Source organism: Burkholderia cenocepacia (genome assembly GCF_900446215.1).
In the GTDB taxonomy this organism is placed as follows: domain Bacteria; phylum Pseudomonadota; class Gammaproteobacteria; order Burkholderiales; family Burkholderiaceae; genus Burkholderia; species Burkholderia cenocepacia.
Genome location: NZ_UAQZ01000012.1, coordinates 608,062 through 634,081, shown reverse-complemented (window position 1 = coordinate 634,081; position 26,020 = coordinate 608,062). Strand labels below are relative to the sequence as shown.

Annotated in this window: 25 protein-coding genes; 4 read left to right on the top strand and 21 right to left on the bottom strand. The window is 62.9% G+C overall.

Annotated features, from left to right (window positions below):
* Position 1: 1 nt before the first annotated feature.
* Together DTA15_RS20315 and DTA15_RS20310 are read right to left on the bottom strand one after the other, a co-directional pair.
* On the bottom strand, positions 2 to 967 hold the full coding sequence (locus DTA15_RS20315; RefSeq protein ID WP_006493016.1) for a UDP-glucose 4-epimerase family protein: 966 nt from the start codon (positions 965 to 967) through the stop codon (positions 2 to 4).
* Positions 964 to 1,845 (bottom strand): glycosyltransferase family 2 protein, encoded by an 882-nt coding sequence (locus DTA15_RS20310; protein ID WP_012492904.1) that lies wholly within the window; start codon positions 1,843 to 1,845, stop codon positions 964 to 966. Before DTA15_RS20310 ends, DTA15_RS20315 begins: the two co-directional genes overlap by 4 nt.
* Before the next feature lie 274 nt (positions 1,846 to 2,119).
* On the opposite strand from DTA15_RS20310, the gene DTA15_RS20305 reads away from it, so the two are divergent.
* Entirely contained in the window at positions 2,120 to 2,788 is a 669-nt protein-coding gene (locus DTA15_RS20305) for an acetyltransferase (protein WP_012492905.1), read from the top strand.
* Positions 2,789 to 2,832: 44 nt separating this feature from the next.
* Here DTA15_RS20305 and DTA15_RS20300 read toward each other — a convergent pair whose 3' ends face one another.
* Complete coding sequence (locus tag DTA15_RS20300) at positions 2,833 to 4,779, bottom strand: glycosyltransferase family 2 protein (protein WP_006485126.1); 1,947 nt, start codon at positions 4,777 to 4,779, stop codon at positions 2,833 to 2,835.
* Positions 4,780 to 4,789: 10 nt separating this feature from the next.
* Positions 4,790 to 5,860 (bottom strand): glycosyltransferase family 4 protein, encoded by a 1,071-nt coding sequence (locus DTA15_RS20295; RefSeq protein ID WP_227743234.1) that lies wholly within the window; start codon positions 5,858 to 5,860, stop codon positions 4,790 to 4,792.
* A 137-nt stretch (positions 5,861 to 5,997) separates the two neighbouring features.
* Here DTA15_RS20295 and DTA15_RS20290 point away from each other — a divergent pair.
* Positions 5,998 to 6,815, top strand: a protein-coding gene (locus DTA15_RS20290; RefSeq protein WP_085964347.1) for an IS5-like element IS402 family transposase whose coding sequence is annotated in 2 segments (ribosomal slippage) — positions 5,998 to 6,346 and positions 6,346 to 6,815 — 819 coding nt in all. Because the reading frame shifts where the segments join, the coding sequence is not laid out codon by codon here.
* 291 nt (positions 6,816 to 7,106) lie between these two features.
* Here DTA15_RS20290 and DTA15_RS20280 read toward each other — a convergent pair.
* From DTA15_RS20280 to rfbB, 8 genes are all read right to left on the bottom strand, one after another.
* Complete coding sequence (locus tag DTA15_RS20280; protein WP_006485123.1) at positions 7,107 to 8,372, bottom strand: glycosyltransferase; 1,266 nt, start codon at positions 8,370 to 8,372, stop codon at positions 7,107 to 7,109.
* Between the two features lie 28 nt (positions 8,373 to 8,400).
* Positions 8,401 to 9,543 carry a DegT/DnrJ/EryC1/StrS family aminotransferase gene (locus tag DTA15_RS20275; protein WP_006485127.1) on the bottom strand — a complete coding sequence of 381 codons (1,143 nt, stop codon included), beginning with the start codon at positions 9,541 to 9,543 and terminating at the stop codon, positions 8,401 to 8,403.
* A gap of 61 nt (positions 9,544 to 9,604) precedes the next feature.
* Complete coding sequence (locus DTA15_RS20270) at positions 9,605 to 10,840, bottom strand: ABC transporter ATP-binding protein (RefSeq protein WP_227743235.1); 1,236 nt, start codon at positions 10,838 to 10,840, stop codon at positions 9,605 to 9,607.
* Between the two features lie 67 nt (positions 10,841 to 10,907).
* The gene (locus DTA15_RS20265) at positions 10,908 to 11,714 is read right to left on the bottom strand and encodes an ABC transporter permease (protein ID WP_006485117.1); all 807 of its coding nucleotides are present in this window, start codon (positions 11,712 to 11,714) and stop codon (positions 10,908 to 10,910) included.
* Between the two features lie 67 nt (positions 11,715 to 11,781).
* On the bottom strand, positions 11,782 to 12,690 hold the full coding sequence (gene rfbD / locus DTA15_RS20260; protein WP_006485121.1) for a dTDP-4-dehydrorhamnose reductase: 909 nt from the start codon (positions 12,688 to 12,690) through the stop codon (positions 11,782 to 11,784).
* A 7-nt stretch (positions 12,691 to 12,697) separates the two neighbouring features.
* On the bottom strand, positions 12,698 to 13,249 hold the full coding sequence (gene rfbC / locus DTA15_RS20255; RefSeq protein WP_006485116.1) for a dTDP-4-dehydrorhamnose 3,5-epimerase: 552 nt from the start codon (positions 13,247 to 13,249) through the stop codon (positions 12,698 to 12,700).
* Complete coding sequence (rfbA, locus tag DTA15_RS20250) at positions 13,234 to 14,127, bottom strand: glucose-1-phosphate thymidylyltransferase RfbA (RefSeq protein WP_006485115.1); 894 nt, start codon at positions 14,125 to 14,127, stop codon at positions 13,234 to 13,236. The genes rfbC and rfbA overlap by 16 nt, the downstream gene beginning before the upstream one ends.
* Positions 14,128 to 14,138: 11 nt before the next feature.
* Positions 14,139 to 15,200, bottom strand: coding sequence for a dTDP-glucose 4,6-dehydratase (gene rfbB / locus DTA15_RS20245; protein ID WP_006485109.1), 1,062 nt, complete (start codon positions 15,198 to 15,200; stop codon positions 14,139 to 14,141).
* Positions 15,201 to 15,550: 350 nt separating this feature from the next.
* On the opposite strand from rfbB, the gene DTA15_RS20240 reads away from it, so the two are divergent.
* Positions 15,551 to 16,390, top strand: a complete 840-nt coding sequence (locus DTA15_RS20240; protein ID WP_006485125.1) for a symmetrical bis(5'-nucleosyl)-tetraphosphatase — start codon at positions 15,551 to 15,553, stop codon at positions 16,388 to 16,390.
* Between the two features lie 37 nt (positions 16,391 to 16,427).
* Here DTA15_RS20240 and DTA15_RS20235 read toward each other — a convergent pair whose 3' ends face one another.
* The 8 genes from DTA15_RS20235 to DTA15_RS20200 form a co-directional block, all read right to left on the bottom strand.
* Entirely contained in the window at positions 16,428 to 17,285 is an 858-nt protein-coding gene (locus DTA15_RS20235) for a lysophospholipid acyltransferase family protein (protein ID WP_006485105.1), read from the bottom strand.
* Between the two features lie 19 nt (positions 17,286 to 17,304).
* Positions 17,305 to 18,582 carry a dihydroorotase gene (locus tag DTA15_RS20230; protein ID WP_006485101.1) on the bottom strand — a complete coding sequence of 426 codons (1,278 nt, stop codon included), beginning with the start codon at positions 18,580 to 18,582 and terminating at the stop codon, positions 17,305 to 17,307.
* A gap of 61 nt (positions 18,583 to 18,643) precedes the next feature.
* On the bottom strand, positions 18,644 to 19,675 hold the full coding sequence (locus DTA15_RS20225) for an aspartate carbamoyltransferase catalytic subunit (protein ID WP_006476735.1): 1,032 nt from the start codon (positions 19,673 to 19,675) through the stop codon (positions 18,644 to 18,646).
* A gap of 73 nt (positions 19,676 to 19,748) precedes the next feature.
* Positions 19,749 to 20,273 (bottom strand): bifunctional pyr operon transcriptional regulator/uracil phosphoribosyltransferase PyrR, encoded by a 525-nt coding sequence (pyrR, locus tag DTA15_RS20220; protein ID WP_006493013.1) that lies wholly within the window; start codon positions 20,271 to 20,273, stop codon positions 19,749 to 19,751.
* Positions 20,260 to 20,709, bottom strand: coding sequence for a Holliday junction resolvase RuvX (gene ruvX / locus DTA15_RS20215; protein ID WP_006476737.1), 450 nt, complete (start codon positions 20,707 to 20,709; stop codon positions 20,260 to 20,262). Before ruvX ends, pyrR begins: the two co-directional genes overlap by 14 nt.
* Positions 20,706 to 21,284: a YqgE/AlgH family protein gene (locus DTA15_RS20210; RefSeq protein ID WP_006491354.1), complete on the bottom strand. Its 579-nt coding sequence runs from the start codon at positions 21,282 to 21,284 to the stop codon at positions 20,706 to 20,708. The genes ruvX and DTA15_RS20210 overlap by 4 nt, the downstream gene beginning before the upstream one ends.
* Positions 21,285 to 21,466: 182 nt before the next feature.
* Positions 21,467 to 22,768 carry a FimL-related protein gene (locus DTA15_RS20205; protein WP_020979900.1) on the bottom strand — a complete coding sequence of 434 codons (1,302 nt, stop codon included), beginning with the start codon at positions 22,766 to 22,768 and terminating at the stop codon, positions 21,467 to 21,469.
* 104 nt (positions 22,769 to 22,872) lie between these two features.
* Complete coding sequence (locus tag DTA15_RS20200) at positions 22,873 to 23,043, bottom strand: rubredoxin (RefSeq protein WP_004186709.1); 171 nt, start codon at positions 23,041 to 23,043, stop codon at positions 22,873 to 22,875.
* 255 nt (positions 23,044 to 23,298) lie between these two features.
* On the opposite strand from DTA15_RS20200, the gene DTA15_RS20195 reads away from it, so the two are divergent.
* Complete coding sequence (locus DTA15_RS20195) at positions 23,299 to 24,165, top strand: hydroxymethylpyrimidine/phosphomethylpyrimidine kinase (RefSeq protein ID WP_012492910.1); 867 nt, start codon at positions 23,299 to 23,301, stop codon at positions 24,163 to 24,165.
* A gap of 189 nt (positions 24,166 to 24,354) precedes the next feature.
* On the opposite strand, the gene groL is transcribed toward DTA15_RS20195, so the two are convergent.
* A complete protein-coding gene (gene groL, locus DTA15_RS20190; RefSeq protein ID WP_006485462.1) occupies positions 24,355 to 25,995 on the bottom strand; it encodes a chaperonin GroEL in 1,641 nt (546 codons plus the stop codon).
* Positions 25,996 to 26,020 lie beyond the last annotated feature (25 nt).

The window sequence follows — 26,020 nt, the reverse complement described above, 5'->3', positions numbered from 1 at the left end:
TCTATTTCTGTATGTCGCGCGAACGATACCACGCTGCGGACGCTTCGAGGCCCTCCCGCGTCGTATAGGGCGGTCGCCAGTCCAGTGTGCGCTTTATGCGTCCGGCATCAAGTTGCAGGCTCCCCGTCAGACGATCGACGGCGGCGCTGCGGCCTGTCAGCCTGCCAAGCGCGTACAGCAGCGCGGTGGGGACCGGGAACAGCCGCGCCGGTCGGCCCAGTGCATCGCCGACCATCCGCAGCAATTCTGCAACCGATGGCGCATCGTCATCGGCGACATGAAAGCACTCGCCCGCGGCCCGCGGATCGATTGCGCAACGCAGCAGCGCGTCCCCAAGATTGTCGACATAGACCAGGCTGCGGCGCGCTGCAATCGCGCCCAGCGGAAGAGGCAGCCCCCGCGACACAGCGTCCATCATCCGCAGAAAGTTTGCTCGCACGCCGGGGCCATAGACAAGCGGTGGACGAACGACGACCACATCGAGCCCAGTGCTCGACCCAAATTGCGCGAGCGCCCGTTCCGCATGCAATTTCGAACGGCCGTAGGGATCCCGAGGTTCGGGCGCGACGTCTTCCGCAAGCGGCACGCCGCGGTCGCCTTCGCCGACCGCCTTGATGCTGCTGGCAAACACGAACCGGCGGACACCGTGTGCGCGCGCCGCTTCGGCCACGCGCAGCGTCCCTGTAACATTAGTCGCCTCGAACGCCGCGTCGGGATCGGGAGACTCGTCGCGCATCACGTGAACGCGCGCAGCCAAGTGGATCACACTATCAGCTTCGAGACCGGCCGGCCACGCGTCGACGAGCTCGGCGAAATCCGGCTCGTCATACACCCATTCGCGAACGCCGTCGATGCACCTGCCGGGACGGCGCACCAACGCAGTGACCGTATGCCCTGTGGTCAGCGCCAGCCGGCAGACCGCGCGGCCGACGAAGCCACTCGCGCCCGTCACGACGATGCGGGTCACCACAGCCTCCAACCAAAGCGATTGTAGAACTTGAACGCCGACACCGCGAACATGCGAATGTGCGCTGAGCCCTTGCGGGACGCGCCGCCGCCATGGTGGACCACGCGCGCCAGCGGCACATAGACGGTGCGCGCACATTCGGCAGCCCGCAAGCTGAGATCATAATCCTCGAAATACAGGAAATAGCGCGGATCGAAGCCCTGCAGGCGCGCCAGGACGTCGGTTCGGAACAGCATGAAGCAACCGCTGACAATCGGCGGATCCCATACGACGTCCGTTTCGTTGATGCAGTCGCGCATCTCGTAGCTGGCCAGTCGGCGCTCGAACGGCGACCGCAGGGCCGACGGTAAGAAGCCTCTGACCAACAGATCCACCAACGCAGGATAGCGCCGGCACAGATGCTGGATCCGGCCCGACTCGTCGTCGATGCGCGGTGTCAGCAGGCCTGCTTTCGGATGCACGTCGAGAAAGTCGAGCGCCTGCAAGAGTGTATCCGTCTCGAGGTCGATATCGGGATTCAGGATCAGGTGATAGCGGCTGCGCGCCGCAGTGATCGCGAGGTTATGCCCGCGTCCGTAGCCGACGTTGCCGTGACCGGACAGCACGCTGCACCGGATATCGGCCTCCTCGAAGGCAGCGAGATCCGTCGCGAGATCGGGCAGGCCGCCATTATCGATTACGCAAACGCTGATCGCACTGCCGCCGCGCACGGCATGGAGACGCGCGCACGCAGCGCGGAGACTGGAGAGCGTCCGGGCGAGGAGCGCCTTGTCCGGGTAGTACGTCACGATGGAAACCGACAGTGTTTCGTCGACGGAATGCGGGGAGCGAGAAGATGCTTGCGGAGGAGATGTCACGTGCTGACTGTCGTTTTCCATTGACGTGAAGGACACCCGCAGTGTGCAGGTTGAATGCCCGTCCGTGCAACCGAGATTGCTATTTGTAGCAATTATGCCGTGGCCATTCGTGCCACAGGCATCCAGCGACGAAAAAAGGGCCACAATTTCGGTACGGCGTCTACGGGACACGAACGCCGCCTCTTCGCACCGGCTGCCTTTCCATCACACAACACGCGTTCCCCCGGCAACATCCCTTAGTTGCTTGCGCGTCGCTCGTACCGTTAGACTGATTCCCTTCAGATTGGAGTGAATGATGGAGCGAATCGCTATTTACGGGTGCGGCGGGTTTGGGCGCGAGATTCTGCCGCTGGCACGACGGCATCAAGCCCGAACCAACACAGGATCGGTATCCGGAATCGTATTTGTCTCCGACGCGCCATCGGAAATCGGCACCGTGCAAAACGGTATCGAAGTCATCTCGTTCGATACGCTCGTCTCGCCAGAGCATCGCGATCGCACAGTCGTCGTATCGCTCGGGTCATCGGCGGCGCGACGTGCCCTGGTTCAGCGCTGTGAAAGCGCAGGCCTCACGTTCGGCTCGCTGACGGCCAGCACGCATGTGTCGCTCGACAACATCGAAGTCGGCGAAGGCGCCGTGTTCTGCGATTTTTCGATGTGCACATCGGACGTCAGAATTGGTCGACATTTCCAGTGCAACATCTACAGCTACGTCGCACACGACTGCATCGTTGGCGATTTCGTGACATTTGCTCCACGGGTCTCGTGCAATGGCCGAATCGTGATCGAGGACGACGCCTACATCGGCACGGGTGCCGTCCTGAAGCAAGGTACGCCCGACAAACCGCTGACGATCGGCAAAGGCGCGGTGATCGGCATGGGTGCCGTCGTGACCAAGGATGTGCCGCCGGGTGTAACCGTTGTCGGCAATCCGGCGGTGCCATTGATGAAACGGTCGGCCTAAGCGGATACGAACGCGGGTCGCCCCGCGCTCGCCCGCATACGCTGTCAGCCGTGCCGCTCTGGCGCTTGTGCAGCCAGCACGCCGGGTGGCACATAGCCGAGCAGACTTGCGTACGCTTCTGCACTCACCCACTCGATCCGGTCGAAGTAGGAATTGAATTCCCGCATAAAGTTGAGCACGGGCACGGAAGCATCCGCCGCGATCAACATCTCACATCGTCGGCCCTGGCGCCACGCCTCTTTGAGTTCATCGATCGACGGCATTTGCCCGGCCTCGCTGGAAAAACGCAATACCGGCCCGCTCCGGTCACGTCCGCCGGCCAACCAACGGGTAGTAAACCGCCGCCGGACGATATTGGTCTTCCTGAATTGACCGACACTATCCGACGACGTAACGGACCGCGTATGGACTCGATGCCGATAGAGAGGCTCGTGCAAGTAGTGAAATCGGCCGAACTCCGCGATCTTCAAGGCCAGTTCCCAATCCTGGATACCGGAAAAGGCGTCGTCGGATCCGCCGGCCTTGAGATACGTGCTGCGTCGAATCACCTTTAGATGCGACGCTACCATGCCATCAAGCAGATCGTTCTTGATGTTCATGTCATCCCTGAACGCGATGTTCGGATAGCCGCCATAATCGGCACGACGAACTTCGTCGCCGTTTTCGTCGATATCGAACCGGTCGGTGAACAGATAATCGCATTCCGGCATCTCCGCCAACACTCGCACGACGCGCGCAAGCGCTCCAGGCACCAGCGCATCGTCGCAATCGACGAACGCGATGTATTCTCCCCTCGCGTGCTGGACCGCCTCGTTCTGCGTGTTCGAAATGCCTTTGTTCTCGTCGTTGAGAATGATCCGAACATTCGGGTGGCGCGCTTGTAGGGCGGTCAGCAGCGCCGTCGTACGCTTGTCTGGTGAACAATCGTCGACGCAAACGATCTCGATCGCAACACCCTTCTGCTCGATCACGGACAACAGGCAACCGTCGATGTAGTCGAAATGGTTGTATGCTGGGATCACGACGCTGACAAGCGGCGCTTCCGCAGACATCTCGGCGAGAGCAACTTGCAGCCGCTCAAGCTTCTGCGAGTGCTGCTCCTCCGATTCAGCTTGCCGACCGGATACGCCCGACGCCCCCACCCCCACCTCGTCACGCAGTTGCGCAATTTCTTCGACGTAGGCAGGATGCTTTCGATAAAAATTCTCGAACCAATCGACCGCGGATTCAAAAAAAGCGGGCTCGCGCGCCGAAACCATCGCATCGATCTTCGCCGCAGCATGCAGCCAGCTCTTTCCCATCCTCACATACGACCGGCGCATGCTCTGCGCATGCTGCCGGTAGATCGCATTATGTGCATTGACGTAGGCCATGCGTGCGCCGCGCGCGCTGAGTCCGCACCAGAAGAGCCAGTCTTCCTTCGCACGAGCCGACGTGTCAAATGGATTCTCCGGGAGCGCCGCTCGCCGAAACAGCGCGCAGTGGATCGGAACGGCAAAGCCCCGCTCCCATTTGTAGAGGAAGTCCTGCAAATCTAGCGTAGAATGCGCGATGGCTTCGTCATGCTTAGAAAACACGGTCCGCGAGTCATCGCAGAGCAGGAAATTCGAAATCGACACATCGAGAGCATTCCCCACCCGGAAATGGGCGACCTGTAGGTCGAGCTTCGGCGGAATGATCAGATCGTCCGCATCGAGCAGTTGGATGAACTCCCCTTTTGCGGCCGCAATGCCCGTATTGCGCGCGCCAGACAGGCCTGCGTTGGGTTGTGAAATCACCTGCACGACGGGCGACAGCGCTTCTGCCGCACGCAGATACGCGCCCGTTCTGGCGGCGGTGCTGCCGTCGTCCACAATGATGATTTCCAGCGGCCCGCTATACGCATCCAGCGCTGACGATACAGACTCGATCAGGTACTGCGCCTGGTTGTAACACGGAATCACCACCGACACGAGTGGCAACGACGGGACGTGCGAATCGTTCGACACCATATTTTGTCGGTCAAACTCCATAACCTTCCAACTCCCTAACACACTCCACGAACCGAGGCCACGTATGGCGCGTACCGATCAAATCGACGAGCGCGCGCGCACGCGCGTCCGTCGTGTCCGGATCCGCGATCATCGCCTCCATCGCGACCCGATAGTCGTTTGCAGTCGGGCTCTCGGACAATAGGTATCCCGTGGCACTGGTGATCAGTTCTCCTACGCCACCGACCGCGGGTGCCACGATCGGCACGCCAAGCGCACCGATCTCGAGAAGAATGTTCGGCATTCCCTCCCACTTAGACGTGAAGATAAAGCCGGTATACAACCGGTCCACGACAAGCTCAGCCGGGGATGAGAACGGACCTTCCAGATGCAGATTGGACAGCTTCGGCAACAGTTCGCCCGAATCGACGACCGATTGTCCATACACGTAAAAATCGAACTGCGGGCACACCTTGGCAAGCGCCACCAGCAGATCGATACGCTTCTCCTTGTCGAGTCGACCGGCCCAAAGGAACGCGGGCCGTTTTCCCGACAACGCGGCACTGCGGCGGGCGATACGATCGAGCGCCACATCACGCCAATTCTCCCCCAATGCACGGCTCGGGTTGTAGATCGCATGCAACTTCGCTCCTTGATCGCCGAGTTGATAGACGACGCGGGCGTCCGTCACAAATCGCTGATTGTCGGAGAGCAGAGCCGTCAAGGCCGGCAGACCAGGCTGCAAGAAATATGCGGCGTAACCGGTCTTGCTTTTTCCATCCTCGGCAAACTGGAATGCGAAGATGCATGCAAAAAGCTTGGCAATCCGCTTGAGGTGCTCGCCCGACTCGATGATGACGCTCCAGCCGACCTCGCTATTGATATTGTGAAACACCGCAGGCTTGATCGCCACAATCAGGTCACACAAAAGAACCTGTTTCAACTCATACGAATCGCTGTTCGTGAAATCGCCAAGCACCACCACATGTACGCCGTTGATCTGAACGACACGTTCGTCCACGTGCGACCGGTCGGCTACCACGAGCAATACCTGCTGTTGTGGGTACAATTCACGCACAGCTCGGGCGAAGTTCAGCGCCACGTTCTCCGCACCACCGGTTCCCATAAACGGGACGGCAATGATATGACTTAGAGACGGTTTCAAAAAGGCCCGGTGGGGCTGTTAACTTGCGCGGCGAGCTGTTAACCTCAGGCATCGGAACAACTGAGACCGAGGAGATGGCCAAGCCGATCATTGACGACGAACTGTGGACATTGATCGAGCCGTTATTGCCGCCACCCAAGCCGCGGCGCGAGAAAAACCCAGGCCGCCTGCCTGTTTCGAATCGCGCCGCGCTGACCGGCATCCTGTTCGTTCTCAAGACCGGACTGCGCTGGCGCGACCTGCCCGCCGAGATGGGCTGCGGCTCGGGCGTGACTTGCTGGCGACGGCTACGCGATTGGCAGGCTGCGGGCGTATGGGATCGCCTGCACGAATTGCTGCTTGCGAAGCTGCGAGCAGCAGACCAAATCGATTTCTCGCGAGCCGCAGTCGATTCCTCATCGATTCGCGCCGTTGGGGCGGGCCAAAAACTGGGCCAAACCCCACCGATCGCGCGCGACCAGGTTCTAAGCACCACATCGTCACCGACGCCAATGGCACGCCGCTCGCGGCGATCCTGACCGGCGCGAACGTTCACGATGTCACGCAGCTGCTGCCGCTGATCGATGCGATTCCGCCAATTCGTGGGTTGCGCGGCCACCCACTGCAGAGACCGCGCGTGGTCTACGCCGATCGCGGTTACGACTCTGAGCGGCATCGACGCGCGTTGCGCGATCGCGGTATCGAGCCGGTTATCGCCAAGCGCCGCACCGAACATGGCAGCGGCCTTGGAAAATATCGCTGGGTCGTTGAACGCACGCATGCCTGGCTGCATCACTTCCGTCGTCTCCGCATTCGTTTCGAGCGCCGTGCAGACATTCACGGCGCGTTCCTCAAACTCGGTTGCTGCCTGATCTGCTGGAATACCCTTCGGCGGGCCGACCAGTCTTTATGAAACCGTCTCTTACGTTCTTCACGCCACGGCGGGCTAGGTCGAGTAACAGATTCTGCAAGCGCAATTCCCGCACCCCGTCGCGAAGCATCGGCGGCTGAACGAACGCCGCTTTCAGCGCTCGGCCGATCGATGGGTTCTCCTGTCGCAGCGACAGTAAAACTGGCAGGATCACCCTGCGAATACGCCACTTCATCTGCTGCTGCAGCGGCAGGCGATGATAGACCCGTTGCGCAAAGAACAAAAATTTTTGGTATCGCGGCATAGTTCAGTACCTTGATTTCCCGAATCCAGTCAAATCCGCCCGCCGAGACGCCGATACAACCTGTCTGCCTTGCCCCAAACCGTCCCCCCGATACGTTCGAGCTCAGTCCGAAGCGACGCAATCTCCGCCTGCAACCTCGCATGTTCGGCCTTGAGTGCAACCTGTTCCGATTCAAGCCGCGCCTCTCGCTCGGCACCGGAACGGACCGCTGCTTCGGCATTCTCGAGGTCGCGACGTGCCTGATCCCGCTCGTTACGTACAAGCAGCAAAAACGTCGATGCATCCACAGTGGATAGGGCTATCGTCCGTTCGCGATCGGCGCTCTCTGCCGCGAATTCAGACGACAGCGGTAACGTACCGGCAACCATTTGCGGAGACCACCCGCGCGCAAGCCTCGCGACAAGTGCCGTCAACTCGGGATCGTCGAACAGATGCGACGGAATCGCGAATCGATCACTGTGAGCATTACGCCAATCGAGCAGATCCATCAATTCAAGATATCGGCGCCAGTCGCCATCGACCTCGAAGAATCGCTTGACGAAGATCTGAACGTTTTTCGCGATCAGATCGGGGCGACCCACACGCATCAGATAAGGATGCAGCGTTCGCGCGGAGGTATCCGCGTACTCCCACATTAAGGCATCGAAATTCCGGTGTGTAATGTTGCTTCCGTGGGACCTGTACCGGACAAGCTCCTGCGGAATCACATGAAAAGTCGCCCCGGCCGTCAAGGCGCGTAACCAGAAATTCCAATCAGGCGAATACGTCAGTTCTTCGCGAAACGAGCCGACGCGGTCGTGCACAGACTTTCTCATCAGCACGCCGGAATGGCAAAGATGGTTCTCCCAGATCCAGCAATCAGGCGAATTGAGATCCAGTTCCTTATTGAACCACGGCGCGTACATGTGGCTTTCGCTCGGCACCGGATTGCCCGCATCGTCGATTTCTTCGAGGTACGTACCGCAGATATCGACTTCCGGATGTTGGTCCAGGAATGCCACCTGGACGGCAAGTTTGTCCTCGTTGAATACGTCGTCGGAATCCAGGCTTGCAATGAACTCCCCTCTCGCAAGGCTGAGCGCCGTGTTGTATGCGGCACATGCACCGCGGTTCTTGTCGAAGCGGACTGCATGAATACGTCGGTCCTGAAACGCCTGAATGACGTTCCACGAATCGTCTGTCGAACAGTCGTCGACGATGATCAGTTCCCACGAGTCGAGGGTTTGGTCGATGACGGACCGGATGGTCTCACCAATGAACCGCGCATAGTTATAGGACGTCACGATAATGCTCACACGTGGTCGTCCGCCGTTCCCCGATTGGTTACTTGCCATTACAAATATATTTAACAATATCAACGATACGATGTGCGCCTGCTTCGCCCAGCTCCCCGAACAAGGGCAATGCAAGAACGTCGCGAGATACGCGCGTTGCGACCGGGAGCCGCCCTGGATCGGCGCTAGGCAACGCTCGATAGCAATTGTGCTCACTGCAAAGCGGATAAAAATAGCGACGCGCGAATACGTTGAACTGCTTCAGTCGTTCGTAGAGGTGGTCGCGTGTCACACCACATATTTGTGCATTCACACGAATGATGAAGTACTGCATGCTGTGGCTCACGCCGACCGGCAACCGGAAGCAGCGGACTCCAGGAATCTCCTCGAGCCGATCGAGATAGACTTGGGCAACGCGCTGGCGCGCGTCGTGTTCCGCGTTGTAGTGAGACAAGTTGACAAGTCCGAGCGCTGCCTGAATCTCGTTCATCTTGCCGTTGATTCCAGGCATGATCACGTCGGTTTCGTTCAAAATTCCAAAATTCTTCAGCAAATCGACGCGCTTCTTCAGTGCAACGTCCGCCAGTGCCAAACCGCCGCCTTCCGCCGAATTAAACAACTTCGTCGCGTGAAAGCTGAACATTGTCGCGTCACCGAAACGCGAGATCGGCACTCCATCGATTTCCGTGCCGAATGCATGAGCCGCATCGTAGAGGACCTTGATCCCGTAGTTCTCGCGGATGCGATCGAATGCGGCCACGTCGCACGGCATGCCGTACACATGCACGCCGAGCACGCCGGTGGTACGCGAGGTAATCAATGCCTCAGCGGCCACCGGATCGAGCGTGAGCGTTTCCTCGTCGATATCGCAGAACACCGGCGTCACGTTGTTCCAATGAAGCACATGGGGTGTCGCCGGAAACGTAAACGGTGTCGTGATAACCTCGCCCGCAAGCCGCAACGCCTGGCATGCGACCAGCAAAGCGCTCGTCCCGTTATTGAAGAGCGAAAAATGCGGTGCGCCGAGCCTATCCGCCAGCGCGGCCTCGAGCGCCGCATGCTTCTGCCCACCATTCGTCAACCACGCGCTACCCCATATGTCCGCCAACTGCGCCGAATATTCGTCGAGCGGCGGCAACATTGGCTTGGTCACATAGATCGGCTTGTCGAATACGTCCGGCTTCTGATTCATCCTGCTCTCCACTCCATCCCGTCAGGTTTGCCCGTCGACGCTAAACTCATCATCATCTCGATCACGCTGCGGCCTTCGACAGCAAGCGCGCATGCACCTTGTTCTCGAGGTGGACGGCGCCATACAGTGGCAAATGCGTGCCACGCGACACATTGAATTGCACGGCGATCGGAACGTGATCACATGTGTCGACCTGACCGATGCTTAGATCGATAGGAACCGCCGCCACCGCACTGATGCTGTATTCGCCCGCGCGCAATGGAATCTGGAACGTCCAGTCGACCACATGCACCTCCCCCGCACGGACGTCATAAAGATGAGCATGTTCGAGCCCCGTATCCGAATAGGCGATATCGAAGCCGTTCTTGTCCCGAAGGTGGTAACCGAACGCGAGCGTCGACAGATCCTCTTCCACGTTCACGACCATCCGCAGCGTCACTGTGTCGCCGTAAGTTACCTGTCGCGTCACCCGATCCAGTTCGTCGATCAGTTGCACGTTGACGAACGTCGCGCGGCCATTCCGGATTCGCTGAAATCCGGCACGCTTCTGGAATTCCTCTGCACCAGTACTGATATCAGCGTCCAGTTCGAGCGGTTGCGTCACGGCTTGTGCTTCATCGGAAACGACACGTTGCCTCTTGCGCACGTAAGACGAGTAGTAGGCCTCAATAACGTCATCCGTCGAGCCGCTCGCCAGCATGTTGCCGTGATCGAGAAGAATGGCTCGGTCGCAAAGCGCCTTCACCGCACCTGGATCATGACTGACGAACAGTAGCGTCGTACCCCGGTCCATCAGTTTCTTCATGACGGCCATGCATTTCGCCTGGAACATCGCGTCGCCGACGGACAACGCCTCGTCGACGATCAGAATGTCCGGATTGACGTGAATCGCAACGGAGAACGCCAGCCGTACATACATCCCGGATGAATACGTCTTCAGCGGCTGATCGATGAAGCTCTCGATCTCCGAAAATTCGACGATCGCCGGATACTTCTCTTCGATCTCCTCTCGGCTCATTCCGAGGATCTGACCGTACAGCATCACGTTCTCCCGGCCGGTGAATTCTGGATTGAACCCGGAACCAAGCTCCAACAACGCTGCGACCTTGCCGCTCGTCGCGACGCGTCCGGCACTCGGTGTCAACGTGCCTGAAATCACCTGGAGGAGCGTGGATTTTCCCGACCCGTTGTGACCTACGATACCGACGGTTTCGCCCGGTACGATATCGAAGGAAATATCGCGCAACGCCCAGAATTCCCGATAAAACTGCTTTCGGGAGCCAAGTAGCATCTGCATCAGCCGAGCCCGCGGGCTATCGTAGATGTGAAATACCTTACTCAAGTTCTCTACACTAACCGCAAGATTAGAGGACATCGGCAAATCCCTTCCTGGTACGGTTGAACCACTGGTACCCCAGAGCCGCGACTATGGCGCTCACCAAAAGCATCTTCAACACGCCGAGCCAGTTCGGCGCAGTGCCCCAGATCACGACATTGCGGCTTTGCTCGATGACGAACGCGACGGGATTCAACGAAACGATATGCTGATAGTGGGCTGGCAGCGAACTGACCGGGTAGAACACCGGGGTCAGGAACATCAATACCGTCGTCACCAAGCCAATCGACTGACCGATGTCCTGAATATACACACCGAGCGAAGCGAGAAACCAGCTCAAGCCGAGCGTGAACAGCAGGAACGGCAATACCACCAACGGGAAATAGAACACGGTTGCCGGCACGCTGAATCCCAGCACCACCATCGCGAGCAACAACACGCAAAAGCTGATCGCTGCATGGAAGAGCGCTACGAGCAGAGCCACCGCCGGAAGAACCTCCAGCGGAAACACCACCTTTTTCACATAGTTTGCGTTACTGATGATCAATGACGGAGCACGATTGATCGTTTCGGAAAAGACTTGAAAGACGATCATTCCCACGAACAGCACGACGGCGAATTCGGTCTTCGAGTCGGATCCGGTATTCCATCGTGCCTTGAAGATAACACTAAACACGAACGTATATACGGCCAGCAGGAGCAACGGGTTGAAGAAGGACCACAGCAGCCCGAGCACCGACCCGCGATACCGACCGACGACCTCGCGACGCGTCATTTGATAGATCAGGCGGCGATGCCGCCAGAGGGGAAAGGAACTTTGAATGTTATCCCGCATGACAAACTCTAACTAAACAAGATACCCAAGCGACGCGCCGCACCTTGCGCCATCATCCCGAACAACGTCAGGTGCCGTAATACTCATCGAGAACGAGCGCCAGCGCGTCCACCCATTGCGGGCGATACAGTCCGAAACGTTCATCAAAACGCATATTATCCAGCACCGAATACGTTGGACGTGGCGTCTTGGTCGGATACTCTGCAGCGGGGATAGGGGTTACCTCCCGGATCGCGAGATCGCACTGCGGGGACACACGTCTCGCGCCGGTGAAGATAGCTTCGGCAAACTCGTGCCATGTCGTCGTACCGCGCGCCGTCATATGGTAGACGCCACTCTCAAAAGTACCGGCACGCCGTTCCGCGAGGGACTTCGCGATCGCGTGCACCGTCAGATCCGCGATCGTCCGCGCACTTGTCGGCGCACCATATTGATCGTTGACGACGGACAACGCCTCACGGCTGGTGCCGAGCCGTAGCATCGTGCGCAGGAAGTTTTGCCCACGGGATGCGTAGACCCACGACGTCCGGAACACGAGCCAGTCACCTCCAATATCGGCCACGGCCTGTTCGCCGGCCAGCTTACTTGCTCCGTATACGTTCAATGGACCGATGTCGTCGCTTTCCGAATAAGGTGCCTGCTTGCTGCCGTCGAATACATAATCGGTCGAAAAATGGACCAGCAACGAGCCGCGCGCTGCGGCAACGCGTGCCATCGCACGCACTGCGTCGCGGTTTACGGCAAACGCTGCATCGGGTTCGTTCTCTGCACGATCGACTGCCGTGTACGCCGCCGCGTTGATCACGATATCCGGTGCGACTGTCTCGACAAAGCGCCCTACGGCGGCCGCATCCGCGAAGTCGACGTCGCTGCGTGTCGCGGCCACCACCTTGCCCAGGGGTTGCAGCGCACGCACCAGTTCCCACCCCACCTGACCATTTGCGCCAGTTACGAGAATCGTCGGTTTCCAGCTCATCGTTGCCTCACGCATAGACGTCGGCCTCGCTCAGTTGCTTGCCGGCCGCATCCTTGACTGCCAACAACGGCTCGAAATCGATCGGCCATTCGATCCCGATCTCCGGGTCGTTCCAGACGATGCTGCGCTCATGCTCCGGAAACCAGTAATCAGTCGTCTTGTAAAGGAACTGCGCGGCGTCCGACAGCACGACGAAACCGTGTGCAAAACCAGGCGGCACCCACAACTGCCGATGGTTGTCGTCCGACAGGACAACCCCCACCCACTTGCCGAAGTTCGGCGAATTCTTGCGAATGTCGACGGCGACATCGAAGACCTCACCCTCGACCACGCGAACAAGCTTGCCCTGCGCGTGCTGGATCTGATAGTGCAGGCCACGCAGCACGCCCTTCGACGAGCGCGAATGGTTGTCCTGTACGAATTCGACACCGGGTTCGACCCGCTCGGCGAACTCCTTCCCGTTGAAGCTTTCGTAGAAGAACCCGCGCGCGTCGCCGAACACCCTCGGTTCGATGATCTTGACTTCGGGCAGGGCTGTCACCGTTACTTGGATGGCCATGCAACTTGATCCGTGAGAATATTTTTGAGGTATTGACCGTATGCGTTCTTCGCGAGCGGCTGTGCCAACTTCAGCACTTGCTCCGCGTCGATCCAGTGGCGGCGATAAGCGATTTCTTCCGGACACGCAACCACGAGACCCTGCCGCTTCTGCAACGTCGCGATAAAGCTGGCTGCCTCGATCAGCGAATCGTGCGTGCCCGTATCGAGCCACGCATAGCCGCGCCCCATGATCTCGACGTTCAGGGCGCCGCTGTCGAGATAGCACGAGTTGACGTCAGTGATTTCCAGCTCGCCGCGCGGCGACGGCTTGATGTCGGCCGCGATGTCGCATACGCGATTGTCGTAGAAGTACAGGCCCGTCACCGCGTAGTTCGAACGCGGCTTCGCGGGCTTCTCCTCGATCGACAGCGCGCAGAACGACTTGTCGAATTCGACGACGCCGTAACGTTCCGGATCGTGCACGTGATACGCGAACACGGTCGCGCCCGTTTCCTGCGCATGCGCGCGCTCGAGCTGCTTCGCGAGGTCGTGTCCGTAGAAGATGTTGTCGCCAAGGATCAGCGCCGACGGATCGTTGCCGACAAACTCCTTGCCGATGATGAACGCCTGAGCGAGACCGCCGGGCGACGGCTGTACCGCGTACTGGATGTTCATCCCCCACTGGCTGCCGTCGCCGAGCATCAACTCGAAGCGCGGCGTGTCCTGCGGCGTCGAGATGATCAACACGTCGCGAATGCCCGCGATCATCAGCGTCGACAGCGGGTAGTAGATCATCGGCTTGTCGTACACCGGCAGGAGCTGCTTCGATACGACGTGCGTGATCGGATACAGCCGTGTGCCGGAACCGCCGGCGAGAATGATGCCTTTACGTGCCATCGCTTCTCTCCTCAGGTGCGTTTCGCGTAGTTCGTTTCGACCCACTTGCGGTACTCACCCGATGCGACCTCATCGGCCCAGACCTGGTTGTCGAGATACCAGTCGACCGTCTTCGCCATGCCGGTTTCGAACGTCTCTGCCGGCTTCCAGCCCAGTTCGCGTTCGAGCTTGCGCGCATCGATCGCATAACGACGGTCGTGACCGGGACGATCCGTCACGTAGGTAATCTGGTCGCGATACGAGCCGGCCGCTTTCGGACGGGCGCGGTCGAGCAGATCGCAGAGCGTATGGACGACTTCGAGGTTCTTCTTCTCGTTCCAGCCGCCGATGTTGTATGTCTCGCCGGGCACGCCGCGCGCGAGCACTTCGCGAATCGCGCTGCAGTGATCGCCGACATACAGCCAGTCGCGCACGTTCTGGCCATCGCCGTACACCGGCAGCGGCTTACCCGCGAGCGCGTTCGCGATCATCAGCGGAATTAGCTTTTCGGGGAACTGGTACGGACCGTAGTTGTTCGAACAGTTCGTCGTCAGTGTCGGCAAGCCATACGTATGATGGTAGGCGCGCACCAAGTGATCCGAGCCGGCTTTCGTCGCGGAATATGGGCTGTTCGGCGCGTACGGCGTCGTTTCGGAGAATTGCGGGTCGGTGGCCGACAGCGAACCGAACACCTCGTCTGTGGACACATGCAGGAAGCGGAAGGCCGCCTTGTCGTTGTCGCTCAGGCCGTTCCAGTATTGACGGGCGACCTCCAGCAGCGTGAACGTGCCGACCACGTTGGTCTGGACGAAGTCCGCCGGACCGTGGATCGAGCGATCGACGTGGCTTTCCGCAGCGAAGTGCAGCACGGCACGGGGCTTGTGCTCGGCAAACAGCGTGTCAAGCGCACCGCGATCGCAGATGTCGACGCGCGCAAAAACATGTTTCGGGTTCCGGTCAAGCGACTGCAACGTGCGCAGGTTCCCGGCGTACGTCAGCTTGTCGACGTTGAGCACGGCTTCGTCGGATGCGCGCAACCAGTCGAGTACATAATTGGCACCGATAAAACCCGCGCCGCCCGTAACCAGGATCATGAGGCTCCCTTTAGTAATACACGGTGAACACCCTCGAGGCGCTCGCCGCATCAAATTCGCAAATGCTCGTCACTGGCAACTTGTGACTACTACGCCAAACCGCGGATTTTAACCGGTCGACATGGCCTCCAAAGTCATCAAATGCTAATTTTGTTGGGGAGAAGCACAATTATAGGGAGGCGCCTCACGCAAAAGCCATGCCGCTAACAACTTGATACAGCGCTCCGAACCCGTACTGACCATGAAATTTTATGCCAATTCGTTGAGATTTTTTCATGGAAAATTGTGCGAAATAATGTCAACTCGACCAATATTCCTACGCAGCCGAAACACGGAACCTACGTCGCCTCATGACTCATACCCCCATCGCCATCGGCGACATCCAAGGCTGTCACTCCGCTTTCCAGGCGCTGTACGAAAAGCTTTCGCCCCCCGCCGACACGCCGCTCTGGATCGCCGGCGACGTCGTCAACCGCGGCCCCGGCTCCCTCGCCGCACTGCGTGCGCTCGTCGACCTCGGCCCACGCGCGACCGTCGTGCTCGGCAATCACGACCTCCACTTGCTCGCGGTTTCCGCCGGCCTGCGCACCGAGCGCCTTGGCGACACCATCGGCGAGATCCTCGATGCGCCCGACGCCGACGCGCTGCTCGACTGGGTCCGCCACCGCCCGTTCGTGCATGCGGAGCACGGAATGCTGCTCGTGCACGCGGGCGTGCTGCCGCAATGGGATGCCACGCTCGTGCTCGAGCTGGCGGACGAGCTCCAGCGCGCGCTCCGTGCCCCCGACTGGCGCGACACGCTGCAAGGCCTGTACGGCAACGAGCCGAATGAATGGAGTCCGAACCTGAAAAAACGCGACCGGATGCGCGTCGCGTTCAACGCGTTCACGCGCCTGCGCTTCTGCACGCCCGACGGCGCGATGGAGTTCAAGGCGAACGGCGGCCCCGACAGCGCGCCGCCCGGCTACCTGCCGTGGTTCGACGTGCCCGGGCGCCGCACCGAGGACGTGACGGTCGTGTTCGGGCACTGGGCCGCGCTCGGCCTGATGCTGCGCGACAACGTCGTCGCGCTCGATTCGGGATGCGTATGGGGAAACCAGTTGTCGGCCGTGCGGCTCACGGCCGATCCGGCGCAGCGCACGGTCACGCAGGTGCAGTGCGAAGCGTGCCGCTCGCCGGGCGGCGAGTGACGGCACGCTGATTGGCCGGCCCCGGCCGGGCGGCGCGTCAGCCCTCTCGCCCCGGCACGGGCGCGTCGGTCGTCGCCTCGCCCGCCGCACCGGCACCGAGCTCGGTCGCCGGATACGCATGCTTCTGCAATTCGGCGAGCGACTCGGCCGTCGGCTTGCCGACCTTCTCCTGCAGCGTCGCCAGTGCAGCGGCGATCGCGTCGCGCGCCGCCGCGGACGTCGCGCGACGGTCGCCACCCGGCGCGATCGGTTCGCACACGTAGAGATGCGCGACGAGCGGGCCGCCGCGCAGCACCATGTCGAGCGACTTGCCGAGCGACAGGTCACCCGTGTAGGCCGGCGCGACCGACTGTCGCCCGCTCGCGTCCTCGTACATCAGGCAGATCGGCTGCACCGCGCAGCCGGCCGAGACCGCGGCCTGGAACAGGTTCGCATGGAACGGCAGCAGCTCCTGGCCATCGGACGTCGTCCCTTCCGGAAACACGCACATCAGCCCGCCGGTGCGCAGGCGCTCGGCCATCTCGTGCATGATCCGCATCGCCTCGGTGCGCTTCTCGCGCTGCAGGAACACGGTGTCGAGCTTCTCGGCGAGCCAGCCGACGACCGGCCATTGCCGCACCTCGGCCTTCGACACGAACGGTGTCGGCCGCCACGCGTTGACCGCGTAGATGTCGAGCCACGACACGTGGTTGCCGACGACGAGCGCGCTCGCGTCGAGCCGCGCGCCGTCGTTGTGGACGACGAGGCGCATCCCGCAGATCCGCAGCATCTTGATCGACCAGCGGCGCGTCATCTCGGCGCGGCGCGCGGGCGTGACATGCGAAAAACGCAGCGCGACGATCACCATGCCGCGCAACAGATGAAAGACGAGACGCAGCTTGCGAAAGGCGATCATGGCGAAGGTCCGGCGAGGTTCAGTGGCGCTCGAACGCGACCTGCCCGGCCACGAGCGTGGTACGCACGGTGGCCGGCAGTTCGTAGCCGAGGAACGGCGAGTTGTGGCCCTGGCTCTTCAGCGCACGCGGCTCGACACGCCAGTGCGCGCGCGGATCGAACACGCACAGGTCGGCCGCGCCGCCTTCGGCGAGGCGGCCCGCCGGCAGTTGCAGCACGTCGGCCGGCGCGGACGTGATGCGGCGCAGCGCCTGCGCGAGCGGCGTGCGCGTCTCGTCCGCCCACTTCAGCGTCAGCGACAGCAGCAGTTCGAGCCCCGTCGCGCCCGGCGTCGCTTCGCCGAACGGCAGCAGCTTCTCGTCGTCGTCGACCGGCGTGTGATCCGAGCAGATCGCGTCGATCGTGCCGTCGGCGAGCGCCACGCGGATCGCTTCGCGGTCGCGCTCGCTGCGCAGCGGCGGATCGAGCCGGAACTGCGAATCGAAGTAGCCGATATCGACGTCGATCAGGTGGACGTGGTTCACGCCGACGTCGCAGGTCACCGGCAGCCCTTCCGCCTTCGCCGCGCGCACGAGCGCGAGGCCGGCCGCCGACGACAGCCGCGCGAGGTGCACGCGTGCGCCCGTCACGCGCATCAGTTCGAAAATGGTGTGCAGCGCGATCGTCTCGGCCGCGACCGGCACGCCGGACAGCCCGAGCCGCGACGCAAGCGCGCCGCTCGCGGCCACGCCGCCGCGGCCGATGAACGCGTCGAGCGGACGCAGCCACGTCGTGTAGCCATAGGTGCTCGCGTACTGCAGCGCGCGCAGCAGCACCTGCGTGTCGCGCACCGGCACGTTGGCGTGCGTGAAGCCGACACAGCCGGATTCCGTCAGCGCGACCATCTCGGTGATCACCTCGCCCTTGAGGCCGACCGTCAGCGCGCCGAGCGGATGCACGTTCGCCTGGTGGAGGTTGCGCGCACGGAACTTGAGCATTTCGACGAGGCCCGGCTCGTCGAGGACGGGATCGGTGTCCGGCGGGCACACGAGGGTCGTGACGCCGCCCGCGACGGCCGCGGCCATCTCGGACGCGAGCGTCGCCTTGTGTTCGTAGCCGGGCTCGCGCAGCCGCGCGCACAGGTCGACAAGGCCGGGCGCGACGACCAGGCCCGACGCGTCGATCGTCTTGTCCGCGTTGAAACCGGCGGGCGCGCTGCCCAGCGCGGCGATCTTGCCGTCCGCGACGAATACGTCGGCCTGCCCTTCGGTACCGGCGACCGGGTCGATCAGCGTGCCGCCTTTGATATGAATCTTCATGCGCTGTCTGTGAATGCGTTGATTGCGTTGAATGCCTGAACGAGGAGGCGCGAAAGCGGGCTCAGTCGCTGTTGCCGGCGACGATGCCCATCACCGCCATCCGCACCGCGATGCCGAACGTGACCTGGTTGAGGATCACCGACTGCGGACCGTCGGCGACCTGCGAATCGATCTCGACGCCGCGGTTCATCGGCCCCGGGTGCATCACGATCGCGTCGGGCGCGGCGAGCGCGAGGCGCTCGGGCGTCAGGCCCCACGTCTTGAAATACTCCTGCGCGGACGGCAGCAGCGCGCCGCTCATCCGTTCGTTCTGCAGGCGCAGCATGATGATCACGTCGACGCCCTTCAGTCCCTCGTCGAGGTTGTGGAACACCTTCACGCCCATCTGTTCGAGGCCGCCCGGCAGCAGCGTGCGCGGGCCGATCGCGCGCACTTCCGGCACGCCGAGCGTGGTCAGCGCGTGGATGTCGGAGCGCGCGACGCGCGAATGCAGGATGTCGCCGACGATCGCCACGCGCAGCTTCGTGAAGTCGCGCTTGTAGTGACGGATCGTGTACATGTCGAGCAGGCCCTGCGTCGGGTGCGCGTGGCGGCCGTCGCCGGCGTTGATCACGTGCACGTGCGGCGCGCAGTGCTCGGCGATCAGGTACGGCGCGCCGCTCGATGCGTGGCGCACGACGAACAGGTCGGCATGCATCGCCGACAGGTTGTTGATCGTGTCGAGCAGCGATTCGCCCTTGCTCGTCGACGACGCGTTGATGTTCAGGTTCAGCACGTCGGCCGACAGGCGCGTCGCGGCGATCTCGAAGGTCGTGCGCGTGCGCGTCGAGTTCTCGAAGAACAGGTTGAACACGGACTTGCCGCGCAGCAGCGGCACCTTCTTCACCTCGCGGTCCGTCACGCTGACGAACTGCTCGGCCGTATCGAGGATGTGATTGACGATCGAGCGCGGCAGACCCTCGATCGACAGCAGATGCTTCAGCTCGCCGTTTTTCGTGAGCTGCGGGTTGCCCTTCAGGAACCCGTAGCGAAACCGGTCGGGGCTCGCGGCCGCCGCGGGATTGCCGGTGCGGCCAGTGGTGTCGGTGGTCATGGTGTGCGTGATTCCAACTATGCAAACGGGCCGCGGTGCAAACCAGCGGCCCGGGATACGGTTCGCGTGTCGTTCAGGCGCCGTGCGACTCGCTCTGGGCCTCGATACGCAGCGTGAATCGCGCATCGTCGCGCGCGAGCACGAGCGTCGCGTCGGCCGGCACGTCGAGCGCGCCGCCCGCGAAGCGCGCAGCGACCGGCAGCTCGCGGCCGCCGCGATCGGCCAGCACCGCGAGCTCGACCGCGGCCGGACGGCCGTAGTCGAACAGCTCGTTGAGCGCCGCGCGCACGGTGCGCCCGGTGTACAGCACGTCGTCGACGAGCACGATGCGCGCGCCGTCGATCTCGAACGGCAGCGACGTCGGGCTGGCCTGGCTGTGCAGCCCCTTCTTCGCGTAGTCGTCGCGATGCAGCGCGACGTTGACGACGCCGAACGCCGGTGCGCCGAGATCGCGTGCGAGGCGCTCGGCGAGCCATGCGCCGCCGCTGTGAATGCCGGCGAGCCGCGGGCCGCCCGGTGCGGCGAACGTCGTGCCGTATGCGGCGCGGATCTGGTCGAGCAGGACGCGGTAAAGCGCCTCGGCGTCAATGGTGCTCATGGTCGGACAATTGATCGAGATACTGTTGAAGGATGACGCGCGCGGCTTCGGCATCGAGCATGTCGGTGCGTGCGCGGCCGCGCACGTTACGCTCGCGCAGTCCGGCCTCGGCCTCGACCGACGAATAGCGCTCGTCGACCCACGTGACGGGCAGCCCGAAGCGGCCGTTCAGCTGGTTGCCGAAGCGCTTCGCCTGCTGCGTCATGTCGTGCGGCGTGCCGTCCGGATGCATCGGCAGGCCCACGACGAGCGCGTCCGGCCGCCATTCGGCCAGCAGGTCGCCGACCGCCTTGAAGCGGTGCTCGCGGTTCAAATTCTGGATCACGACGAGCGCGCGGGCCGAGCGCGTCAGTGCGTTGCCGATCGCGACGCCGATCCGTTTTTCGCCGTAGTCGAACGCCAGGAGCGTCGCATCGCGCGCGCTCGCGCCACTCATGCGTGCCCTGCTTCGCCGGACAGCATCGACGAGCTGACGCCGAGCAGGCCGAGCGCGGCTTCGAAGCGCTCTTCGGCCGGCGTGTCGAACACGATGCGCGGATCGGCGGCGACCGTCAGCCAGCCGTTGCGGGAAATTTCTTCCTCGAGCTGCCCTGCCCCCCAGCCTGCATGGCCGAGCGTCAGCAGGAAGCGCTTCGGGCCGGTGCCCGTCGCGACCGCCTCGAGCACGTCCTTCGACGTCGTCATCTCGAGCCCGCCGTCGACGGACATCGACGAGTTGTAGCTCGCGCCCTCGACCGGCTCGTGCAGCACGAAGCCGCGCTCGGTCTGAACCGGGCCGCCGAAGTACACGGGAATGTGCAGCAGCGGCTCGATGTCGAGCTTCAGGTCGATGCGGTTGAACAGCGATTCGAGGTCGATGTCGGTAGGACGATTGATGACGAGGCCGAGCGCACCGCGCTCGCTGTGATCGCAAAGATAGACCACCGTTCCCGAGAACGTCGGATCGGCCATGTTGGGCATGGCGATCAGGAACTGGTTGGTGAGATTGATGCGATCGGAAGGCTTTGACATGGTTTGAATTTTAGCAAAGACGCCGCGACCTGACCGGGCCGCGATCAACAAGCAACGCCGCGCCACGCTGGCAACGGCGCGCGCGGATCACACGGCACTCTAACACGCGCGCGGGCGCTGTCGGCAGCGTGTTGCAGGCCCGCGCGACAAGGGCCGCCGTCGCGTGTCCGTCCCCTTGTTCGTCAGCTCCGGCCGAGCGCCGTACCGAGCGCTGCGGACGCCGCGGTGAGATCCGGCGGCGCGACGCCGGCCGCGATCTTCAGGAGCGCCGCGCGCAGCATGTCGGACGCGTGGCGGTGCGCGTCGAGGCCGCCGTCGGCGAGCGGCACGCCGTGCGCCGCGCGGCGCCACGCTAGGCCGAGCGTGTCGGCGAGCAGCGCCGCGTGGCCGAGCCCGAGCGCGCATGCGGCCGTGCCGACCCGATAGGCCGCGCCGGACGCGTGCCACGCGGCGCCGGCGTCGGCCGTGGCCGGGTCGGCCGCCAGATCGGCCATCGACGCATCGGCGGTCTGCAGGAAATCCTCATAGGCATGCGCGTTGACGGTCACGACGCCGAGCGCGCGAGTGGGCGCGGCCGCGACCGCATCGCGCTCGGCCCGCGCGGCATCGGCCTCCCACAACGCTTCGGACGCGGGCGTGCCGGCGACGTGCCAGTCGACCGTCAATCCGTAGTCGTGCAATACGTCGACGAGCGCGACGTCCTCGGCCGCGGCGCCGAACAGCGCAAAATCGCGCCACAGCAGCGCCACCGTCTCGCGCACCAATTCGGGCGGCGCGCTGCGTCGGCCCTGCGCGTGTTCGCCGAGCAGCAGGTTGGTCCGCGCGAGAAAGCGCTTCAGCTCGGGCGCGCCGCTTGCGCGCAGCGCGCGCGCACACGCGGCCGCGAGCCGCCAGAAATCGTACGGCCCGTCGTCGGTGAGCGCGGCGAGCAGCGCGGCGAGTTCGTCGAGCGCGGCGCCCGGCGCGCCGTGTTCGGCCCGCAGTACGCCGAGCAGCGCCTGCTCGTAACGGGCGCGAATCCGGGGCGCGAATGCGCCGGGCAACGCGCGCAGCGTGGCGGGCGGCACCGCGCGGCCGACCAGCGCGAGCGCATCGGGCGGCGTGCGCGTGCGCAGGTCGGCGGCGCTTTGCGCGCGCAACGCACGGAAATGCTCGAAGAGAACGGGCGAGCACGCGAGCTCGCGCAGGTTGTGGCGTCCGACGGCCGCACGAAAATCGCGCAGCGCGGCACGCCAGCCGGCCGAGGTCGGTTCGGTGACGACGAGCGGCACGGCGGCCGACAGTTGCCCGGCAAACCGTGCGGCCGGCAACCAGCCGGCTTCCGCCAGCACGGCCGCGGCCGCGGAAAGCGGCGCCGCTGCGTCGTCGCGCCGCTCGAATGCGTCGGCGGCCGCCGCCAGCCACGCGTCGGCCGCGCGCACGGCTCCGCCGCGCGGGTTGGGCAATGCGTCAGGGTGGGGAACGTTCGCCGGATCGGACGTCATGGACACGCGCGCCTGTCATCGTCAAGTCGCTCGCGCGAACCGCGGCGCGCGAGCGCCGGGCCGGTGCGAGGCCTGAGCGGAGTGTCCGTGGGCCAGCGGCCCGGTCAGATCTGGACCATCTCGAAGTCTTCCTTGCGGGCGCCGCATTCGGGACACGTCCAATTGATCGGGACGTCTTCCCAGCGCGTGCCCGGGGCGATGCCCTCTTCCGGCAGCCCGGCTTCTTCGTCGTAAATCCAGCCACAAATCAGGCACATCCAGCTCTTGTATTCCATCTTAAGCCGCGTCGGGGAAAAGTCGGTAAATTCGGGAGCCATGATGGTACCGTGTCGGGGCCGGACTGCCTAGCAATCGCGCTGGAGGACGGCAACTACGTTGCGCTGCGCTAAAAATTCCGTCGTACCGGCCGGATTCCACCGCATAATGGTTGAAAAGTGCGGCCTGCCGGGCAACACAGGGCAAAAAAAGCCCATTCGCCTCGCCGTCCGCATTTCCGTCGCTTGTCCGTTTTTCTCTTGCCCCATTTTTACATGTCCAGCAACGCCCCTCCGATCGTCCTCACCTTCGGCCTGTCCGATCCCACCGGCGGCTCCGGCCTCCAAGCCGATCTGATGACCCTGGCGAGCATGGGCTGTCACGGCGTGTCCGTCCTGACCGGCTATACCGTGCGCGACTCGGCCGCCTGCGATGAAGTCACGGGCCTCGATCCCGACGTCGTCGCCGCGCAGGCGCGCATGCTGCTCGAAGACATGCCGGTTGCCGCGTTCAAGATCGGCGCGGCGACGCGTGCGGAAGTCGTGAGCGCGATCGCCGAAGTCGTCGCCGACTACGACGGCGTGCCGCTCGTGCTCGCCCCGGACTTCACGCTCGACGACGAGCACGTGCTCGCCGCCGACGACCTGCGCGAATCGATCGCCGACCTGCTGGCGCCGCAAACCACCCTGCTGGTCGCCGACCACGCGACGCTGATCGCGCTCGCCCAGCCGGACGGCGATGCCGAAGCGCCGAATCTCGACGCGGCCGTATCGCACCTGCTGTCGCAGGGCTGCGAATACATCCTGTCGTCGGAAACCGGCTCGCACCGGCTCGTCAATACGCTGTACGGCGAAGAAGGCCAGCTGCGCGAAGACATGTGGGATCGCTCGCCGCACCGGCTGATGGGCATCACCGACACGCTCGGCGCGGCCATCGCGGCGCTGCTCGCGAACGGCCAGGAGCCGCCCGAAGCCGTGCGCGAGGCGCAGGAATACCTGTACCAGGCCGTGCGCGACGCATTCCGGCCCGGCATGGGCGCGTACCTGCCCGACCGGTTCTTCTGGGCGCGCAGCAACGACGATTCGGATACGCCGCCGGCCGTGAAGGCCGACCCGGCGCCGAGAACGTCGCACCGGCATTGAGTCGCGACGCGGCGGGCAGGTCCCGCCGTCGCACGCCGCGCCTCGACGCTTTGAGGCGTGGCGTATCCGGCCGCCTCGCGTACGCATCGAAAACCGCGCACATAAAAAAAGACCCGCATCGCTGCGGGTCTTTTCTTTTGGCTGGAACGCGCATCGCTGCGCGCCCCGGACACCGTCGACCGAAGTCGATTACATGTCCATGCCCATGCCGCCCATGCCGCCCGGCATGCCGCCCGGCATCGGTGCGTCTTCCTTCGGCAGTTCTGCGACAGCTGCGTCCGTCGTCAGCAGCAGGCCTGCCACCGAAGCTGCGTTCTGCAGCGCGGTACGCGTGACCTTGGTCGGGTCGACGACGCCGGCTTCCACCATGTCGACGTACTCGCCCGTTGCTGCGTTGTAGCCGTAGTTGCCCTTGCCTGCTGCAACTGCCGCCACCACGACGCTCGCTTCTTCGCCACCGTTCGTGACGATCTGGCGCAGCGGCTCTTCCATCGCGCGCAGCACGATCTTGATGCCGGCGTTCTGGTCGGCGTTCGCGCCGGTCAGACCTGCGATCGCGGTGCGTGCACGGATCAGCGCAACGCCGCCACCTGCCACGATGCCTTCTTCCACAGCTGCGCGGGTTGCGTGCAGTGCGTCTTCGACACGGGCCTTCTTTTCCTTCATTTCGACTTCGGTCGCAGCACCGACCTTGATCACTGCAACGCCGCCTGCCAGCTTGGCCACGCGCTCTTGCAGCTTTTCACGGTCGTAGTCCGACGTCGCTTCCTCGATTTGCGCGCGCACTTGCTTCACGCGTGCTTCGATGCTTGCAGCTTCGCCTGCGCCGTCGATGATCGTCGTGTTTTCCTTGCCCACTTCGATGCGCTTCGCCTGGCCCAGTTCCGCCAGCGTTGCCTTCTCGAGCGTCAGGCCGGTTTCTTCCGCGATGACTTGACCGCCGGTCAGGATCGCGATGTCTTCCAGCATCGCCTTGCGACGATCGCCGAAGCCCGGCGCCTTGACCGCAACGGTCTTCAGGATGCCGCGGATGTTGTTGACGACCAGCGTCGCGAGCGCTTCGCCTTCGACGTCTTCTGCGATGATCAGCAGCGGACGGCCAGCCTTCGCGACTTGCTCGAGCACCGGCAGCAGATCACGGATGTTCGACACCTTCTTGTCGTGCAGCAGCACGAACGGGTTGTCGAGGACGGCGACTTGCTTGTCCGGGTTGTTGATGAAGTACGGCGACAGGTAGCCGCGGTCGAATTGCATGCCTTCGACGACGTCGAGTTCGTCGGCCAGCGACTTGCCGTCTTCGACGGTGATGACGCCTTCCTTGCCGACCTTGTCCATCGCTTCAGCGATGCGATCGCCGATCGACGAATCGCTGTTCGCCGAGATCGAGCCGACTTGTGCGATTTCCTTGTTGGTCGTGCACGGCTTGCTGATCTTCTTCAGCTCTTCGACAGCCGCTGCGACTGCCTTGTCGATGCCGCGCTTCAGGTCCATCGGGTTCATGCCCGATGCGACGTACTTCATGCCTTCGCGAACGATCGATTGCGCGAGGACGGTTGCCGTCGTCGTGCCGTCGCCTGCGTTGTCGCTGGTCTTGGAAGCCACTTCCTTGACCATTTGCGCGCCCATGTTCTGGAGCTTGTCCTTCAGCTCGATTTCCTTCGCGACCGACACACCGTCCTTGGTGACCGTCGGGCCGCCGAAGCTGCGCTCGAGCACGACGTTGCGGCCCTTCGGACCCAGCGTGACCTTGACTGCGTTGGCGAGAATGTTCACGCCTTCGACCATCTTCGAACGGGCGGAATCGCCGAATACGACGTCTTTAGCTGCCATCTTCTAACTCCTTGAATTCTTGGGA

Excerpts from the sequence above, each read along its gene's own strand:
- DTA15_RS20310 (WP_012492904.1), bottom strand. The coding sequence starts at position 1,845 with ATGGAAAACGACAGTCAGCACGTGACATCTCCTCCGCAAGCATCTTCT.
- rfbD (WP_006485121.1), bottom strand. The coding sequence starts at position 12,690 with ATGAGCTGGAAACCGACGATTCTCGTAACTGGCGCAAATGGTCAGGTG.
- DTA15_RS20210 (WP_006491354.1), bottom strand. The coding sequence starts at position 21,284 with ATGTCAAAGCCTTCCGATCGCATCAATCTCACCAACCAGTTCCTGATC.
- DTA15_RS20225 (WP_006476735.1), bottom strand. The coding sequence starts at position 19,675 with ATGACCACCGACACCACTGGCCGCACCGGCAATCCCGCGGCGGCCGCG.
- DTA15_RS20240 (WP_006485125.1), top strand. The coding sequence starts at position 15,551 with ATGACTCATACCCCCATCGCCATCGGCGACATCCAAGGCTGTCACTCC.
- DTA15_RS20230 (WP_006485101.1), bottom strand. The coding sequence starts at position 18,582 with ATGAAGATTCATATCAAAGGCGGCACGCTGATCGACCCGGTCGCCGGT.
- rfbB (WP_006485109.1), bottom strand. The coding sequence starts at position 15,200 with ATGATCCTGGTTACGGGCGGCGCGGGTTTTATCGGTGCCAATTATGTA.
- DTA15_RS20265 (WP_006485117.1), bottom strand. The coding sequence starts at position 11,714 with ATGCGGGATAACATTCAAAGTTCCTTTCCCCTCTGGCGGCATCGCCGC.
- rfbA (WP_006485115.1), bottom strand. The coding sequence starts at position 14,127 with ATGGCACGTAAAGGCATCATTCTCGCCGGCGGTTCCGGCACACGGCTG.
- DTA15_RS20195 (WP_012492910.1), top strand. The coding sequence starts at position 23,299 with ATGTCCAGCAACGCCCCTCCGATCGTCCTCACCTTCGGCCTGTCCGAT.
- DTA15_RS20300 (WP_006485126.1), bottom strand. The coding sequence starts at position 4,779 with ATGGTGTCGAACGATTCGCACGTCCCGTCGTTGCCACTCGTGTCGGTG.
- rfbC (WP_006485116.1), bottom strand. The coding sequence starts at position 13,249 with ATGGCCATCCAAGTAACGGTGACAGCCCTGCCCGAAGTCAAGATCATC.
- groL (WP_006485462.1), bottom strand. The coding sequence starts at position 25,995 with ATGGCAGCTAAAGACGTCGTATTCGGCGATTCCGCCCGTTCGAAGATG.
- DTA15_RS20305 (WP_012492905.1), top strand. The coding sequence starts at position 2,120 with ATGGAGCGAATCGCTATTTACGGGTGCGGCGGGTTTGGGCGCGAGATT.
- DTA15_RS20205 (WP_020979900.1), bottom strand. The coding sequence starts at position 22,768 with ATGACGTCCGATCCGGCGAACGTTCCCCACCCTGACGCATTGCCCAAC.
- DTA15_RS20200 (WP_004186709.1), bottom strand. The coding sequence starts at position 23,043 with ATGGAATACAAGAGCTGGATGTGCCTGATTTGTGGCTGGATTTACGAC.
- DTA15_RS20270 (WP_227743235.1), bottom strand. The coding sequence starts at position 10,840 with ATGCAGATGCTACTTGGCTCCCGAAAGCAGTTTTATCGGGAATTCTGG.
- DTA15_RS20235 (WP_006485105.1), bottom strand. The coding sequence starts at position 17,285 with ATGATCGCCTTTCGCAAGCTGCGTCTCGTCTTTCATCTGTTGCGCGGC.
- pyrR (WP_006493013.1), bottom strand. The coding sequence starts at position 20,273 with ATGAGCACCATTGACGCCGAGGCGCTTTACCGCGTCCTGCTCGACCAG.
- ruvX (WP_006476737.1), bottom strand. The coding sequence starts at position 20,709 with ATGAGTGGCGCGAGCGCGCGCGATGCGACGCTCCTGGCGTTCGACTAC.
- DTA15_RS20275 (WP_006485127.1), bottom strand. The coding sequence starts at position 9,543 with ATGAATCAGAAGCCGGACGTATTCGACAAGCCGATCTATGTGACCAAG.